Below are 16727 nucleotides of genomic sequence, written 5' to 3'. Positions count from 1 at the left end.
CACCGCCGCCACATGATCAGCTTCCGAACGACTTCAGGTAAACGATGACCGCGTCGATTTCATCCTGTTTCTTCAGCCCGGCAAAGGACATACGTGTCCCCTTCATGTAGGCTTTAGGCTTGGCCAGAAACGCGGCCATCTCTTCATCCGTCCAGATCAAGCCATCCTCGGCGGCAGCTGTCATGGCCTTGGAGTACTTAAAGCCTTCGACGGCGGCCGCATTGGCACCGGCAACGCCGTTCAATGCCGGACCCGTGCGATGCTTGGCCCCTTCGCCGACCTGATGGCATGACTTGCACTTCTTGAAAACTTTTTCGCCATTTTCGATCATTTCGGGATCAAGTGCCGCTGTGTCGTCAGCGGTTTCTTCGACCTCGACGGGTGCTTCCTCGGAAACAGATGCCGGGTCCGTGCTTTCAGCCCCGGCTTCGTCAGGCGTTACATCCAGAACGGCGGCGCGCATGGTGATTTCCACGCCTTCTTTGCAATCCGTCATGCATGGCTCATCCGTCCAGAAATGCGCCTCGGCCGTTTCGCGGTCATCCACGATGAAACCCCCGGCATTCGGCATTTCCACTTCAAGGAAATTTTCGTGCGACAGCGTGAACTCATCATCAACGATGTCGTTGGAATACAGGATATAGGCGACAATCGCGTAAACATCGTCAGGCTCCAGCGATTGTGCGTCTCCAAACGGCATCGAACGGTTCACATAGTCCCATACCGTCGAAAGGTGCGGCCAGAAGGAGCCCACTGTTTTCAGCGGGTCCTTATCCGCAAGCGTGCCCTCGCCGCCCGCCAGTTTCGGCCAATTGCCCACACCTTCTGCAAAATCGCCATGACAGATCGCGCACCGTTCGGCAAAGACCTCTTCACCGGTGAACACGTCGCCGGACCCTTCGGGCAATCCGGTACCGTCAGGTGCAACGTCGTGGTCCCATGCTGCGATTTCTTCGGGCAACGCAGGTCGCCCAAGTCCAAGCTTGTCTGCATGGGCTGGAACCGCCACGCACAACGCAAGGGCCGAGGCGGCCAATAGCTTACGATACTTCGACATTTTCCGCCTCTCCGTTTTCCTTGATCCACCAGGTCTGGATACAATTGTTGTGGTAGATCGAGTTCTCACCACGCACGTCGCGCAGCTGAGCTTTGCTGGGTTGGACGTAACCGGTCGAATCCTTGGCGCGGGCCTGCAACAGCATCTCTGTACCGTCCCAGTTATGGTCCAAATAAAACCGGGTCAGCGCCTTGTCTGTTCCGGGGGCCGCCAGACGCGCAGGAAACCAGTTTTTGCCACCATCCACCGACACATCGACGCCGGTAATCGAGCCCCGCCCGGACCAGGCCAACCCGGTGATCACCAACGGCCCCGGCCCATGCGTGATCGGCGCTTGCGGGCTGGGCGAGGTGACGACCGATTTGGCGTCCATTACCCATGTCCATTTGCGTGATGCTCCGTCTTCGAGTGTATCCGTATACTTGGATGTCTCTTCGCGACTTTCGATAGCAATCTCGGTGACCTCGACGCGGCGCAGCCACTTAACCCACATGTTGCCTTCCCAGCCGGGAACGACCAGCCTGACCGGATAGCCGTGTTCTTTGCGCAATGCCTCACCATTGGCTTTGAACGCAACAAGTACGTCGTCCATTGCCTTTTCCAGTGGGATTGAGCGGCCGTTCGAGGAAGCATCCGCGCCTTCGACGTAAACCCATTTGCCTTCGGTCTTTACCCCCGCTTCTTCCAGGAGGGTACGCAGCGGAACACCGGAATATTCCATGTTGTGGATCATTCCGTGCGTGAACTGCGCGCCGTTGAGCTGCGCACCGGCCCATTCCATACCGGTATTGGCAGCGCATTCGCAGAAATAGATACGGTTTTCGCGCGGGAAACGTTCCAGATCTTCATATGTGAAGATCAGCGGAGTATCGACCAGACCGTTGATCATCAGACGGTAGTCCGCCTTGCTCAACTCGATCGCACCCGAATGGTGCCGCTCGAACGCGCATCCCTGCGGGGTGATCGTACCATCCAGCGCGTGGATCGGCGTGAAATTGATCGAACTGATCGTGTCTGCGGTCAACCACTCGACATTGCGCCGTACAACATCACTCTCGAATTGGATTGGCAGGCCGTATGGGGTTGCATCCACGCCGTCGCCCGTTGCCTGTGCCCATTCCTGAACCTGCGTGATCAGCGGGTCAGGGCCTGCGGCGCGCGCCGCTGAGGCTCCGACCGCACCTACGCCAACCGCGGCGGCACCGCTTAGAAACTGGCGACGCGATGGGGCTTTTCCCCTTGGGTTCTCGCTCATCTTGTTTGCCTCCGTCATTCGATCAGCAAATCTTGTATTCAATGTTTGAAGTTCGGTTCGCGCTGTCAGGCTCCGATCACCTCGACCGATGTATTCGGTTCGACGGTTACGGTACCCTGGCTGCGAATGTGGTTTTCGACGACATCCCAGATGGGCGGGCCTTCGTTGCCTTCGTTGACGCTGGCCCAACCGGCCACAACATAGGATTTCGCCGGATCAATCGCCTCACCAGTCTTGAGCAGGGTCATGTCACTGATCCGCTGCCCTTGCGGTTTGGTCACATCGATACGGTATCCAAGTCCGCCGACTCGCACCATGTCGCCACCCTGCTGGTAATAGGGATCGGGGTTGAACAGGTTGTCGCCAACATCCTCGAGGATCACGTGAATGAACTCACCCGTCATTTCCGTGCGATACGCATTCGGATAAGACATCGAGGTGACGTTCCAGATATCCTCGCGCGTGATCTCGTGACCGGGCAGGATCGACGGTCCCCAGCGCACACCCGGCGACATGGCAATGTCTGCCTCGCGCTCGCTGATCAGTGCGTCACAGATCAGATCGTCCCACGTGCCATTGAAGTTTCCGCGGCGATACAGCAGCGAGTCCGTCTTGCCAATCACTTCGCTTAGCGCCGCATCATATGGTGCACGCTGTTCGTTGATCAGGGCCGTGATTGCCGGATCAGGCGCGATGACGTCTGAAAAGATCGGGATCAGCTTGTGCTTCAACCCCATCATCTGGCCATCCCGCACGTCCAGATCAACGCGGCTGACGAACTTTCCGTTCGAGCCGGACGCGATGATATGCGTCTTTTCGACCAGAACCGGTTCAGGCAATGCGTCATGGGTGTGACCGCTCAGGATTACGTCAATCCCCTGAACACGGCTCGCCATCTTCTTATCCACGTCAAAGCCGTTATGGCTGAGGACAACGACCACATCGGCACCGGCGTCGCGCACCTCGTCCACCATGGCCTGCATGTTCTCATCCCGGATCCCGAACGAGTATTCCGGGAACATCCAACTGGGGTTGGCAATTGGCATATACGGGAAAGCCTGTCCGATAACGGCAACTTTGGCCCCACCGCGCTCGAAGAACTTGTAGGGCTTGAAAAGTTCCGCAGGTTCATCCCATTCCGCGTCAAAGATATTCTGACCTAGCGCCGCAAAGGGCAAACCTTCGACGATCTCGTTGACCCGCTCGCTGCCCAACGTGAACTCCCAATGGAATGTCATCGCATCGGGCTTGAGTGCATTCATCACGTTGACCATGTCCTGACCCGCCGTCTGATAGCAGGTATACGAGCCATGCCAGGTGTCGCCCCCATCCAGCAACAGCGCATCTGGCCGGTCGGCACGGATGGCGTTGATAACAGTCGAGACCCGGTCAAGCCCTCCGACGCGGCCATACGTTTTTGCCAATGCAGCAAAGTCATTGTAGGTAAGCGCATAGGCGGACGGGCTGCCATCTTCGATCCCATAAGCCTTGCGAAACGCGGCCCCCGTCACATGCGGCATTTGCCCGCGCGCGTCTCCGATGCCCAGATTGACCTCGGGCTCGCGGAAGTAGATCGGTTTAAGCTGCGCGTGGATATCGGTGATATGAATCAGGCTGATATTTCCGAAGGTCTCAAATTCCAGCAACTGGTCCTGGCTCAGGCTTTGCTGGGCCGCCAGCCTTGCCCAGTTCCCGAAACCGGATGCCCCATACAGCGCTGAGGCCGCCATGGAGACCTGTAGAAAATCACGTCGCGATATCATCTGTCGGCTTTCCTGTTTCACATATAAATGTGTGAATGTAGTAGAAATGAAAAACCCGCGCCCGACAATCCCGGCGCGGGTTCTTTGTTACTGGCGTACCGACGGCGTTTCGACCGAAAGCCCATTGCCGCGCGATGCTACATAAAGCTCCAGTGCGCGGAATTCGTCCGAGCCTTCTGCAAAGGTTTCAGCGCGTGTATCGCGAATACAGCCGCGGAAGCGATTGTGGCGCGAGATCAGCTTGGCCTGTTTCAGACGATAGGTCGGGAAACCGTTGACCATCCCCTGGCTCAGATGGTCGGCCCGGATCATGTTGCCCCAGTTGTCTTCGTGACAGTTGGCGCAGCTCAACTCCAGCTGACCATATCGTGTGTAGTACATTTCCTTGCCCTGCTCCCAATACGGGGCCGCATCACCATCAATGGCGACATTCATGGGCAATCCACGCGATTGCAGAGCGATCAATGCCACCACACCCTGCATATCCGCACCCGACCACTTCCACGCGTCCGCTTCCATGCGTTCCGTGCGGCACTTGTTGATCAGGTCTTCCATTACCACCAGCTTGCCGGTTTCCGCATCGACCTTGGGAATAGATGCCTGCAACCCCTCAAAGCTTTCCACGTCACTGTGGCAGGACGCGCAGCTTTTGCCAGCCGCCCCATCGACAGTCTGGTACAGGTCCGAGGCCTGATCGACAAATACCATCGCCGGGTTGTCGAAATCGTCGATCTGCAAAGCCTGGGTTTCATCGGTCCTGAAATGCCACCCCGAGTAGATCGTATCGAAGTTCTCGACATGGGCCGGGGCTTCGGTCACCGAAACCATTTCCAGTTCTTCGTTGATCACCAACTTGTCTTCGTCAGGTCCGGCGGCCACTGATACTGGGAATGCCAGAACTGCCGCGATCGCCGTGAGTGCTTTTTTATTCATTGCGTTCCTCCCTTGGGTGATCAGCGCAGGTTTCGCCACCGGCGCTGATCTGCCAGTGCGGTCGAGCCGTCAGGCGATCTCGATCGAGTTTTTTGTGTCGTAAACAGAACCGTCATCGTCATACCACGTGAAGACGAATTCCCCGGCTTCGGGCACGGTTGCATCGAATTGAAAGTACGGGTTTGTCGAAATCGCTGGTTCCATGGCCACGTCTATCACGAGCTGGCCGTTAAACTCGCAGGTGAATCGGTTGATGATCGACCGCGGGATAACGTTGCCTTCCTTGTCCTTTCGCTGACCGCTTTCCATATTGTGGCTGATCAGCGTTTTGATCGTGACTGCTTCGCCAACAGCGGCTGTTTTTGGAACCTTGACGCGGGGTTTTACACCGGATGCCATTGGTTGTTCTCCTGTTCTTCAGGGCGCGTGGCGATCAGCCGCCGCAGCCGCCAATTGTCACTTTTACGGTTGCCGAGGCCTTGGCAAAGCTGCCATCAGCCATTTTGGCCACAGCAATGACATCCTGCGTTCCGGCAAGTCGAATACGGGTCGAAGCCGCCTGTGCAGCAGCCAGCGGGCCAAAGTTGAACGTGGCAACGCCGGGCTCGGGGTTTCCGGCTGCTACGATCAGGATTGCAGCCGCACCCGGCGCGCTGACTTCGATCGGAACGGTGTTTCCGTTCTCGGCAATTTCCGGCGCCGTCAGTGTCACACCGCCGTCGGCCATGTCTGCACCGCCAGTAAACGCAGCTATCGCGTCTTCCGCAGCCGCATTTGCGCGGAACGGCATCAGGGTCAGGACCGCAGCGCCCAGACCGAGAGCCAGAGTCTCGCGACGAGAAAGTTCCATTTTCAATCTCCTTTGGATCCTCACGAATTCACGCCTGAAAGCGTGATTATTGTTCTTTAAGGGTTGCGAGGAACGCGACGACGTCCTCGATTTCCTGTGCAGTCAGGATTGACGTCAAAGGCCCTGACGGGGCTTTGCCCGTATAGGCGTCGCCCGGGCGGATATATCCGTCATCCTTGTAGAAGGCGGGCATGACCGTTCCGTCAAACGTCATCTTGGCATTTGCAACCAATCCTCGAAGCTCCGCTTCGGACCACCGATCCCCGGCCCCATCCAGCAGCGGACCGACTTCGCCATGGAACGGAATATCCGCCAAGGCCGTGACCTGATGACAGGCCACACAGTTGCCCTTGGATTTCTCGCCCACGATGATCGCACCGTTTGCCGCATCGCCGTCGACGCCGGTCAATGAAGCCTCGATCGCACCATAATCGTCGAACTGTACGTCTTTTGGTCCTGTTTCTGCCGCGATGGCGGCACTGCCTGTTATGATACAAGCCAAAGTCAAGTGTCTCAGCTTCATGATCCCTCCCATTTGCTACCGCGCCGATGGCGCTTTGCGACCCAAAGCCTCTGTGTACCGTAGTCGACGGGCAGGGTTCATCGCAACATTAAATTCATCTTAATGAATTTTTTTATTTATATTGCGCCGCATCAATCTTGCGAAACATTGTTTCGCTCTTGAATGCGGCGCGCATGATACCGTTGAAAATCTTCCCCATTATCAAGCTCGTACCGTTTTTCATTGACCCAGGTAAAAAGATCGAGGGTCGTTCCCTTCGAGAACGCCCCGGGCATGACCGCAACGGCCGCTTCGATTGCTGTGGCATCCTCTGATACGTCCTCCGGTAAGAAAACCAATGTAGGGGTGAACAGAATCCCCCATTTGCGCATCAGTGATCTTTGCTCGGCTTCTTCTCCGTCAAAATCGGTGGCCAAGGTGCTTCCGTGTAAGTCCAGCTGAACGACAAAGAAGTTTTCTTCGATATACGAAGACAGGTCGGGTTGGGGGAAAACCTCTTCATGCATTTTTTTGCAGTAGATGCAGCCCTGTTGTTCAATGAACAGAACCAGCCGCTTACCTTCCCCCCTCGCCTCTTCAAGGTCTTCACGAAGGTCTTTGAACGTGTCTCGCATCCACGGCGTTTTATGCAGACCGTCATCCCCCAGTTCAGCTGCGGAAACCGCCCCTGCAAACAGCCCTGTAATCAAGAACAGTATTACCCGTGTCATGGTGTCCTCCCGAATTAGCCGATGGCCGCCAGCCAAGGCATGTGATCCAGCATCCATTGTGCGATTAGATTTATGGTATTGGTCGCGATCAGGATGCCAAAAAGAATCAGCAAGACACCCATCGCCTTTTCAATGATTCCCAGATGTTTCCGGAAGCGCGCCATCCATTGCATGAAGGGCCGAACCAGAAAGGCTGCGAGAACAAACGGCGCCGTCATGCCAACCCCATAGACAAACAAAAGCGCGGCACCGCGCCAGGCGGTCTCGGTTCCGGCCGCCGTGAACAGGATCGCCGCCAGAACCGGCCCGACGCAAGGCGTCCAGCCAAACGCAAAAGCCAGCCCCAGAACATATGCCCCGATCACGCTTACATTTGTCGTCTCACCGATGTCTGCGCGAAACTGTCGATACAGGAAGCCGATGCGGAAAAGACCCAGAAAATGCAGGCCCATCGCGATGATGATGAGCGCAGCGATCCATCGCAGAATGTCGAAATACGCGCGTACCATCTGACCGAAGATCGACGCCGTGGCCCCAAGCGCCATGAAGACCGTTATGATCCCAGCGGCAAAAGCTATCGCTGACAGGGTCGCCCGGCGGCGAACATCCGGGGTGATCGTCGAACCGGCCGAAATCTGCTCCATCCCGACGCCCGCCAGATAGCTGAGGTAGAACGGGACTATGGGCAGAATGCAGGGGGACAGGAAAGACAAAAGCCCCGCAATCAGAGCCCCTGCAAACGTGATGTCGAGCATGGTCAAATCCGTCCTGACAGGCTATTATTCATACATTCAAAATAATAAAGATATAGCACCTCGGTCAATCGGAGCTTTTGATGCGTCACGTAATTCAAACATTGGTCGTCATCACATTGCTGATCTGGCCTGCTGCATCGCGGGCCGAAATGGTGTTGCTGATGGCCGAAGAAGACGGGTGTATGTGGTGCGCCCGCTGGGACGCCGAAATTTCCGAAATCTACCCGCTGACAGCGGAAGGAAAAGTTGCCCCATTGCAACGAACGGACATCCACGCAACCACGCCCGAAGGGATTACCCTGGATCGGCCCCTTTTCTATACGCCGACCTTTGTTTTGCTGGAGGACGGTCAAGAAATCGGCCGGATCGAGGGTTATCCTGGCGAAGACTTTTTCTGGGGGCTATTGGGTGTTTTACTACGTGACGCCGGAGTAATGATCGAGAGCTCTGGTTAAATCCCCAGGATTTACATATACTGTTTTGAATACGTGAAGCCACGAAAGCGAGAGGATCTTGTTGGACAAACAGTCGAAACTGCCCGTGTTCACCAAGGACATGTACAACGAGGACTTGGACAGGATGATGGATAACGCCCAGACGGCGTCCAATTTCCTCAAGGCGATCAGCCATGAGGGGCGGCTGATGATTCTGTGTTATTTGTCATCTGGCGAGAAATCCGTCACGCAGATGGAGGAAATGCTGTCGGCCAGACAGGCCGCTGTTTCCCAACAGTTGTCCCGCCTGCGCTTTGAAGGGCTGGTCAAGACACGACGCGAAGGCAAAACGATCTACTACAGATTGGCGGACGACCGGTCGACTCAGATTCTGGAAGTCGTCTACAATCTTTTCTGTCGGGACAAGTAGAAGCCCGAGAGAAACACCGCCAGCTTTGGGAGGAGACTGGCCATGTTCGAACTTCTGGGAGACGCCAATACAGTTGCGCTGGTCGGTCTGGTCGGCGGCATTGTACTTGGGCTTGCCGCGCGCATTGGGCGGTTCTGCACCTTGGGTGCGATTGAAGATTATCTTTATGCAAATGACGACCGGCGCCTGCGTATGTGGGCCGTCGCGATTGGTGTTGCGATCGTCGGCAGCCATTTGGGCATGGCGTTAGGGTGGATTGATCCACTCAGCACGACCTATATTGCGCAGACGTGGAATCCGATCGGATCGGTCATTGGCGGATTGATGTTCGGATATGGCATGGCCATCAGCGGAAACTGTGGCTATGGCGCGCTCGCGCGCCTTGGCGGCGGTGACCTTCGGTCATTCGTCATTGTCCTGATCGTGGGCCTTTCCGCATATGTGGTCATGTCCGGCCCTCTGGCCTATGTCAGGATCTGGCTTTTTCCCGAAGCCATGGATCTCGGTAATCCACAAAGCGTCAGCTTCCTTGCCGAACGGCTGACGTCGATACCTGCATGGGTTACAGGAACGCTTGTCGGCTCTGCCATAGTAGTGTTTGCCCTGACAAATGATCGTTTTCGTAAATCACCTGCGCAGGTTTTTTGGGGTGCGGCGGTCGGATTGGCAGTCGTTTCAGGCTGGCTTGGCACCAATTGGGTAGCCACACACGGGTTTGACGGTGAGACCTTGCAGACACACACGTTTGCCTCGCCTTTGGGTGATACCGTGTTCTATCTCATGACCGCCTCAGGCAACACGCTCTCGTTTGCGGTCGGTTCGGTTTCAGGGGTTCTGATTGGTGCTTTCCTGGGGTCATGGTCAAAAGGTCATTTCCGATGGGAAGCCTGCGAAGATCCACGTGAGCTTAAGCGGCAGATGTTGGGGGCGGCGATAATGGGGCCCGGGGCAATAATTGCGGTTGGATGCAGTGTCGGGCAAGGCATCTCCGCTTTTTCTCTGCTGGCCTATAGCGCGCCCATAACCTTTGCGGCGATCTTTGCCGGAGCAGCTCTTGGCCTGCGACAGCTTGTGTCAGGATTGTCTTTCATTCCCGAACGTTAAGCCCCACCACACGCTGCGGTTTCTTCGAACAGTCCCTGCGCAGGTTTTCGGTGCACGCACCAAGCATCGAAAACCTGCAACAGACCTTTCGATCAGCCATTGGCCATGATGGAATCCAGCGTGTCGTGTTCCGCTACAAAATGGTCTGGTGCGACTTCTTGCAGCTTTGGAACATAATCACTGTGACCGTTGACCAGTCGGCTGGGCAAAAACCGCAACGCGGCTTTGGGATCCAGCGGCGATGGCAGCTCACCCGGCAGTTTTAGGCGCTGCCGCGTCCGCTCTACATCCGGGTCCGGTATCGGCACGGCCGAGATCAGTGATTGAGTATAAGGATGGATCGGCTCCGAGCAGATCACCTCTCCATCACCCATTTCCACAATCCGACCAAGATACAGAACCATGATCCGGTTCGATACTGCACGCACAACCGACAAGTCATGGCTGATGAATATCATCGACAGGCCAAATTCCTGCTGAAGTTCCTTTAGCAGCTCGACAATCTGTGCCTGAATGGAAACGTCGAGCGCTGAAACCGCTTCGTCACAGATAATCAGCCTGGGCTTGTTGATCATCGCCCGTGCAATGCCGACGCGCTGGTTCTGCCCTCCGGACAGCTCGTGCGGGTAACGGTTGATCATGTTAGCCTGTAGACCAACCCGCTCCATCATCTCGGCGACCATCTGTTTGCGTTCCCGGTCCGTCAGATCGGGGCGGTAGGTTTTCAGCGGCTCAGCAATCGACGCTGAAATGGTCATGCGTGGATCAAGACTGGCCAACGGGTCTTGGAACACGATCTGCAGGTCCTTGCGGTATTTGTTCAGCTCGGATCGCTTCAAGCCGACGATCGGATGGCCCAACCAGCTGACGCCGCCCGCGCTGGGTTCGATCAGTTGCAAGACCGCGCGCGCCAGCGTCGATTTTCCACAACCGGATTCGCCCACGACACCCAGAGTTTCGCTCTTGCGAATATCAAAGCTGACACCGTCGACAGCTTTCAGCGGAACCTTGCGCCCGAACAACCTGCCAGAGACATGAATAGGGAAATGAACCTTGACATCATCGACCTTGAGAAGGGGTTCTTCGGCCTTTTCCAAAGCGCGCGGTGCGTCGCCGGAATCAATCCGGGGCATCGCCTCCAGCAGGGCCCGCGTGTATTCATGTTGCGGATTTCGGAACAGCGCGCGTGTTTCACCGGCTTCGACGAATTCACCCATCCGCATGACCTGAACCCGGTCGCACATGCGCGCAACGACGCCCATGTCATGCGTGATCAGTGCAATTGCGGTGCCTTCATCCTTTTGCAGATGAACCATCAGATCAAGGATGTCTGCCTGAACCGTAACATCCAGCGCCGTCGTCGGCTCGTCCGCAATAAGCAGTTTGGGACTGCACAGCATCGACATCGCAATCATCACACGCTGTCGCATTCCACCGGATAATTCGTGCGGGAACTGGTCCAGACGGCGGCCCGCTTCGGGAATGCGCACCCTGTCCAACCACTCCAGACAGCGCGCGCGCGCGGCTGACCCCTTCAGGCCCTCGTGGACCTGCAGCACTTCGCGCATCTGCTGCCCAATCTTCAGGTGTGGCGTCAAAGCGGTCAGAGGATCCTGAAAGATCATGCCGACATCATCGCCGCGGATCTGGTTCAGCTTGTTCACCGGCAGGTTCAAAACCTCCTGACCGTTCAGCTTGGCTGACCCGCTGGCGTGTCCGGCAGAGGGCAACAAACCCATAGCGGCCATGAAAGTCTGGCTTTTGCCGGATCCACTTTCACCAACGATACCAAGGCATTCGCCCGGATTGATATCAAAACTGATATCCTTGACCGCCTCGACGACACCATCGGGGGTGTCAAACCGGACGCTCAGGTTCTTTACGGAAAACAGACTCATATCAGCGGTCCTTCGGGTCCAAAGCGTCACGCAGACCATCGCCGATGAAGAACATCGTGATGATAATGGCGACATAGAATGTCAGTGGGAACATCAATTGCCACAGCGTTCCATAGCCCATGGTTCCCGCCCCTTCTGCGATCAGCCTTCCCAGCGACGTGTAGGGTTCGGAGATCCCCAGTCCCAGGAATGAGATGAAGCTTTCGGTCAGGATCATTTCGGGCACCAGAAGTGAGGCATAGACGATCACGACACCCAGCAGATTGGGCAAAATATGGCGATACATGATCGTGAATTCACTGACGCCTGCGGCGCGAGCAGCCTCGATGAATTCGCGGTTCTTCAGGGCAAGCGTCTGCCCGCGAACGATACGTGACATGGTCAGCCATCCAACCGCGCCTAGTGCGATGAAAAGCGTGAAGAAGGATCGCCCGGCAACAACCAGCAGAAGGATGATGATCAGAGTTGTCGGGATAGCCAGAAGGATGTCGACAAAACGCATCATGGCGCCATCCGTCCGACCCCCAAAGTAACCGGCAGTAATGCCATAACACGTACCAACGATCAGAGCGGTCGCCGCCCCGATCAACCCCACAAGCAGGGACGTCGTAGTAGCCTGAATGACGCGGCTGTACAGATCGCGCCCCAGATCATCGACACCGAAATAGTGACCCGTTTCCATCGACGGCATTCCCATGCCCCGGACATCGCCCATGACATTCCAGTCGATTTCTTCATTGCTCCAGACCGCAAAATACGGGCCAAGGATTGTGAACAACACGATAAGCAGCAAAATGAACACACTGGCCATTGCTGCTTTGTTTCGTACAAAGCGCATGCGCGCGTCCTGCCAGAGCGAACGCCCCTGAACGGCTGTATAATCGGTGATTTCTTCGGCCAGATGCGCGGCTTTTTGTGATTTTCCTAGCATATCCAGCCCCTCAATAGCGGATCTTCGGATCGAACCAGGCATAGGCCAGATCGGTCAGCAGGTTTACCAGAACGGTCAGAACGCCATAGAGGATCGTAACCCCAAGCAGCACGGCATAGTCGCGTGACAAGGCCGAGCCGACATAAGCCTGCCCCAGACCACCGGTCGAGAAGTAGATGTCAACAAAGACGGATCCGGTCAGCACATACACAAACACCGGCCCCAGATAAGATACGACCGGCAGCAAGGTCGGCTTCATCGCATGGCGCCAGATCACGGTTCTTGTCGGCAGGCCCTTGGCACGGGCGGTTCTGATAAAGTTCGAATTCAGAACCTCCAGCATTGAAGACCGGGTGATCCGTGCAATCGATCCCATGTAAGATGTCGCAAGGGCGATAACCGGCATGATCAGATAGGGCCATTGACCACCATTCCACCCACCGCCGGGCAACCATCCCAGCCACAGGGTGAAGGTCAGGATCAGGATCGGACCCATGATGAAGTTGGGCAGCGCCTGCGCTGCAATCCCCAGCCCAACCGCAAAGTAGTCGATCCAGCTGTTGTGCCGGATTGCGGCGGCAATCCCCAGTCCGATGCCCACCACCGTAGCGACCAGAAAGGACAGCGACCCATAGGTCAGCGAGATCGGAAAGCCCTGCGCGATGATGTCGTTCACATCGCGGTCCTTGAACTTGAAGGACGGTCCAAAATCGAAATGCACAACGATATTGTACAGATAGTCCCAGAGTTGCTTCCACAACGGCTGGTCCAGACCATACCGCGCCTCGATATTGGCCAAAACCTGCGGCGGCAACGTCCGTTCCGAGGTAAAGGGCCCACCGGGCGCAAAGTGCATCAAAAAGAAACAGGCGACGATCAGCAGCAGGATCGTCGGTATGGCGGTCAGGACCCGCCGAATGACATAGGCAAGCATTCAATGCCCCCAATAGATGGCGCTGCCCCGAAGAAAACTTCGGGGCAGGTCATGGTCAGAAGATGATTACTCGGCGATTTTGTAGAGGTTCTTGGAATACCAGTTTTGCTCTACGTTTTTGACCGGCCAGTTTCCGACATCGCTGTCCATCATGTAGACACCAGCATAGTGATAGATCGGGATAACGGGGGTTTCCTGAGCGATAATACGCTCGACCTCGGTGTACAGCGGTGCCGGATCGTCCGAAGTTTTGGCTTCGGCCAACAACTCGTCCACACGGGCATTGTTATACTTGCCGTCGTTGTAGCCCGAATCCGACTGCAACAGGTCAAGGAAGGTTGAGGCTTCGTTATAGTCGCCACACCACGCGCCGCGGGCCAGATCAAAGTTCTGGTTGCCCCGCTCTTCCAGGAAGACTTTCCATTCCATGTTGGCCAGTTCAACATTGGCGCCCAGTTTTTGCTTCCACATCTGACTCAGCGCGACAGCAACTTTCTTGTGGGCTTCCGAAGTGTTGTAAACCATCGAGAAGGTCAAAGGGTTATCCGCACCAAAGCCGGCCTCGGCCAACAGTTCCTTGGCCAGCTCATCGCGCTCGGCCTGGCTCATTGACGCCATTTCAACGACCGGAACCGTAAAGCCTGCGGTTGCTTCTGGCACGAATGTATACGCGGGCGGCTCGCCACCGGCCTTGATGTTCTTGGTGATGATGTCCCGGTCAACGGCTAGCGACAGAGCCTGACGAACTTTGGGATCCTTGAATTCTTCAGGGCCGCTGTCAGACACGTTAAACGTGTAGTAATAGTTGCACAGGCGCGGGAAGCTGATTGCCTCGCCCGGATGCTCTTCTTGCAGACGCGGGAATTGACCGGCAGGAACTTCGGTCCGGTCCAGTTCACCGGCCAGATAGCGGGTCAGGGCTACGTTTTCATCATTGATGACCAGTGCCACAACCTTGTCGATGATGGTGTTGTCATTGTCCCAGTACATCTCGTTGCGCTCACGGACCGAACGTTCCTGCGGCAAGTGCTCGGTCAGAACATACGCGCCATTCGACACGATGTTTCCCGGTTTGGTCCATTCATCACCAAATTCCGCGATCACCTTCTGAGGTGCCGGGAAGGTTGTCGAATGCGTCGTCATCTGCGGGAAATACGGCAGCGGCGCGCTCAGTGTGACTTCCAAGGTTGTGTCATCGATGGCTTTAACGCCTAAGTCATCAACCGGCTTTTCGCCTGCGATGATTGCCGATGCGTTTTCGATCGACATCAGCTCCATGAACCACGCGTAAGGAGAGGACAGTGCCGGATCAACCGCGCGTTTCCATGCAAAAACGAAATCTCCGGCGGTTACCGGGTCGCCATTCGACCATTTCGCATTGTCGCGCAGTGTGAATGTATAGACTTTCTTGCTGTCATCCACGGTGTAACCTGTGGCAACGCCCGGAACCAGATTGCCATCCTCATCCTGGTTCATCAGCCCTTCAAACAGGTCACGCACAATTTCAGCACCGGAAACGTCTTCGACAACCTGCGGATCGACCGAGCTGTGCTCGTCCAGAATACGGTAGGTAAAGGTCTGATCGTCCGCCAGCGCTTCGCCGGTTTCAGGATGCGTGCCAGCGGCAAACGCGGCACCTGTGATCATGGTCGACGACAAAAGCCCCGCCACTGAGTTCCGAATGTATCTGTTCATGATTTCTCTCCCATAAGTTCGTCGCCGCGCGGCCCCACTTGATCGGGGTCGCACGCAGCAGCCGGATTAGACCGACGCCCGCTGAGACTTCGTTCATTTCGATTTTGGTTTTGCCAATTCGCAAGGAACACTGCGTCGCAGCTTTCTTGGTTTCTGTCGGTAAAGAAGTTGCGAAAGTTGTCTTTCGCTGCCGCAAACCGTGACATCTTTTGGCTCCGGGATAAAGCCTTGATGAAATTTCAAGCAACCATAAGCAGAAATATCCCCAACGACCTGTTGCTGGCAATTTTCTGAGGATCGGCTCGGTCTTCGTGACATTTTCGTGAAGCCACGCGGATTCCGAACGATCCCTCGTGCCCGAATGGCAACCGCATCCCGGTCTCCGACAAACCAAAACGGCGCGAATCAGTGGCGACGTTTTAACAATCCTGCAATCCGTAACCTGTTACGCTTGGTTTAGAATATCACCGGTCAGATCGTTAAGCCTTGCCAGCCCCTCTCGCAAGTGATCTTCCGGCAGGGCAGAGCTGAACCGAAATTGGCTTTCGACCCCGAACCGTGAGCCGGGAATGACAAGCACATCTTTCTCGCGCAACAGGCGCAAACTCAGCTCTTCCGACGCGATGGGAAGGTTGAACCGGACAAAAGACATGGCTGAGGCCTGAGGCGGTACAACAGAAAACACACCTTGGTGTCGCGCCAGTTCCTGTGTCAGCACATCGAACCCGGTTCGGATCAGACGCCGCCCACGGGCTTTCAGTTTGGACCGTGCCGGTTCAGCAAGTGCCTTATCCGCCAATTCCATAGACAGCATCGACGCCGCAATCGAAGCATATTCATGCCGCCGCCAGCACTTTTTAATGATGTCTTCGGGACCAACCAGCCAACCCAGCCAAAAGCCCGGCAAGCCATAGGCCTTTGACATGGAGTTCACCACCAGCACCCGATCTGTGCTGCCCCAGAATGACGGTGTTTCAATGTCCCCTTCCCGCTCAGTTCCGGCGTAGACCTCATCGACGACAATCCAGGCACTGACACGATTGGCGACATTCCCCGAAATCTATTCATATGTCGGACGAAAACACACAACGTTGTCCCCGGCGGCCAGCAAGGTATTTGCCACCAGAGTATTGGCCTCAGTTGCTCCGACCGTAACCATGACACCATCGGGCGACGCGCTCGGATAAAACCCGGCAATGGTTTCGCGCAGGGATTGCTTTCCGTTGACTTGCGGATAGTCAATCATGGTCGCCAGCAGTTGATCCAGATCGATTTCCGCCAGATCCACCAACCCCTTCAACGACATCGGGTGCACGCCACTTTCCGAGAAGTTGAAAACCACACCATGTTCCATTTCAGACAAGAACTGCTCGACTTGAAAGGGAAGAAAACTCTCGGATACCATGATGCGTCCTTTACTCGGGCCAGGTCGTTCGATACCGGCAGATCGGCTTC

The 16727-nt window shown here is 56.0% G+C and carries 18 protein-coding genes; 3 read left to right on the top strand and 15 right to left on the bottom strand.

The genetic code is table 11. The features are described from left to right. Nucleotides 1-16: 16 nt before the first annotated feature. From ACR0AM_RS18450 to ACR0AM_RS18410, 9 genes are all read right to left on the bottom strand, one after another. Nucleotides 17-1057 (bottom strand): c-type cytochrome, encoded by a 1041-nt coding sequence (locus ACR0AM_RS18450; protein WP_480623664.1) that lies wholly within the window; start codon nucleotides 1055-1057, stop codon nucleotides 17-19. Next, complete coding sequence (soxC, locus tag ACR0AM_RS18445; RefSeq protein WP_480623663.1) at nucleotides 1041-2312, bottom strand: sulfite dehydrogenase; 1272 nt, start codon at nucleotides 2310-2312, stop codon at nucleotides 1041-1043. The genes ACR0AM_RS18450 and soxC overlap by 17 nt, the downstream gene beginning before the upstream one ends. Before the next feature lie 65 nt (nucleotides 2313-2377). Then, nucleotides 2378-4075, bottom strand: a complete 1698-nt coding sequence (gene soxB, locus ACR0AM_RS18440) for a thiosulfohydrolase SoxB (protein ID WP_480623662.1) — start codon at nucleotides 4073-4075, stop codon at nucleotides 2378-2380. 87 nt (nucleotides 4076-4162) lie between these two features. Beyond that, nucleotides 4163-5008, bottom strand: a complete 846-nt coding sequence (gene soxA, locus ACR0AM_RS18435; RefSeq protein ID WP_480623661.1) for a sulfur oxidation c-type cytochrome SoxA — start codon at nucleotides 5006-5008, stop codon at nucleotides 4163-4165. Between the two features lie 69 nt (nucleotides 5009-5077). Further along, the gene (gene soxZ, locus ACR0AM_RS18430) at nucleotides 5078-5407 is read right to left on the bottom strand and encodes a thiosulfate oxidation carrier complex protein SoxZ (protein WP_480607025.1); all 330 of its coding nucleotides are present in this window, start codon (nucleotides 5405-5407) and stop codon (nucleotides 5078-5080) included. Between the two features lie 34 nt (nucleotides 5408-5441). Next, nucleotides 5442-5858 (bottom strand): thiosulfate oxidation carrier protein SoxY, encoded by a 417-nt coding sequence (gene soxY / locus ACR0AM_RS18425; protein ID WP_480520617.1) that lies wholly within the window; start codon nucleotides 5856-5858, stop codon nucleotides 5442-5444. Between the two features lie 46 nt (nucleotides 5859-5904). Beyond that, a complete protein-coding gene (gene soxX / locus ACR0AM_RS18420) occupies nucleotides 5905-6381 on the bottom strand; it encodes a sulfur oxidation c-type cytochrome SoxX (protein ID WP_480607028.1) in 477 nt (158 codons plus the stop codon). 131 nt (nucleotides 6382-6512) lie between these two features. Further along, nucleotides 6513-7091, bottom strand: a complete 579-nt coding sequence (locus ACR0AM_RS18415) for a thioredoxin family protein (RefSeq protein WP_480520688.1) — start codon at nucleotides 7089-7091, stop codon at nucleotides 6513-6515. A gap of 14 nt (nucleotides 7092-7105) precedes the next feature. Then, nucleotides 7106-7846: a cytochrome c biogenesis CcdA family protein gene (locus tag ACR0AM_RS18410; RefSeq protein WP_480623660.1), complete on the bottom strand. Its 741-nt coding sequence runs from the start codon at nucleotides 7844-7846 to the stop codon at nucleotides 7106-7108. Between the two features lie 80 nt (nucleotides 7847-7926). On the opposite strand from ACR0AM_RS18410, the gene ACR0AM_RS18405 reads away from it, so the two are divergent. From ACR0AM_RS18405 to ACR0AM_RS18395, 3 genes are all read left to right on the top strand, one after another. After that, complete coding sequence (locus tag ACR0AM_RS18405; protein ID WP_480623659.1) at nucleotides 7927-8301, top strand: hypothetical protein; 375 nt, start codon at nucleotides 7927-7929, stop codon at nucleotides 8299-8301. Nucleotides 8302-8401: 100 nt separating this feature from the next. Beyond that, nucleotides 8402-8710 carry a metalloregulator ArsR/SmtB family transcription factor gene (locus ACR0AM_RS18400; RefSeq protein ID WP_480520690.1) on the top strand — a complete coding sequence of 103 codons (309 nt, stop codon included), beginning with the start codon at nucleotides 8402-8404 and terminating at the stop codon, nucleotides 8708-8710. A gap of 42 nt (nucleotides 8711-8752) precedes the next feature. Further along, nucleotides 8753-9814, top strand: coding sequence for a YeeE/YedE family protein (locus ACR0AM_RS18395; RefSeq protein ID WP_480623658.1), 1062 nt, complete (start codon nucleotides 8753-8755; stop codon nucleotides 9812-9814). Between the two features lie 92 nt (nucleotides 9815-9906). On the opposite strand, the gene ACR0AM_RS18390 is transcribed toward ACR0AM_RS18395, so the two are convergent. From ACR0AM_RS18390 to ACR0AM_RS18365, 6 genes are all read right to left on the bottom strand, one after another. Then, the gene (locus tag ACR0AM_RS18390; RefSeq protein ID WP_480623657.1) at nucleotides 9907-11712 is read right to left on the bottom strand and encodes an ABC transporter ATP-binding protein; all 1806 of its coding nucleotides are present in this window, start codon (nucleotides 11710-11712) and stop codon (nucleotides 9907-9909) included. Nucleotide 11713: 1 nt separating this feature from the next. Continuing rightward, complete coding sequence (locus ACR0AM_RS18385) at nucleotides 11714-12643, bottom strand: ABC transporter permease subunit (RefSeq protein WP_480478073.1); 930 nt, start codon at nucleotides 12641-12643, stop codon at nucleotides 11714-11716. Between the two features lie 10 nt (nucleotides 12644-12653). Continuing rightward, nucleotides 12654-13577, bottom strand: a complete 924-nt coding sequence (gene oppB, locus ACR0AM_RS18380) for an oligopeptide ABC transporter permease OppB (RefSeq protein ID WP_480623656.1) — start codon at nucleotides 13575-13577, stop codon at nucleotides 12654-12656. A gap of 66 nt (nucleotides 13578-13643) precedes the next feature. After that, nucleotides 13644-15272, bottom strand: a complete 1629-nt coding sequence (locus ACR0AM_RS18375; RefSeq protein WP_480623655.1) for a peptide ABC transporter substrate-binding protein — start codon at nucleotides 15270-15272, stop codon at nucleotides 13644-13646. 445 nt (nucleotides 15273-15717) lie between these two features. Then, nucleotides 15718-16332, bottom strand: coding sequence for an aminotransferase class I/II-fold pyridoxal phosphate-dependent enzyme (locus ACR0AM_RS18370; protein ID WP_480623688.1), 615 nt, complete (start codon nucleotides 16330-16332; stop codon nucleotides 15718-15720). Further along, nucleotides 16333-16677, bottom strand: a complete 345-nt coding sequence (locus tag ACR0AM_RS18365) for a hypothetical protein (RefSeq protein ID WP_480623654.1) — start codon at nucleotides 16675-16677, stop codon at nucleotides 16333-16335. Nucleotides 16678-16727: the final 50 nt, after the last annotated feature.

Source organism: Ruegeria sp. AD9 (assembly GCF_056542305.1).
This window is presented reverse-complemented; position numbering and strand designations above follow the sequence as displayed.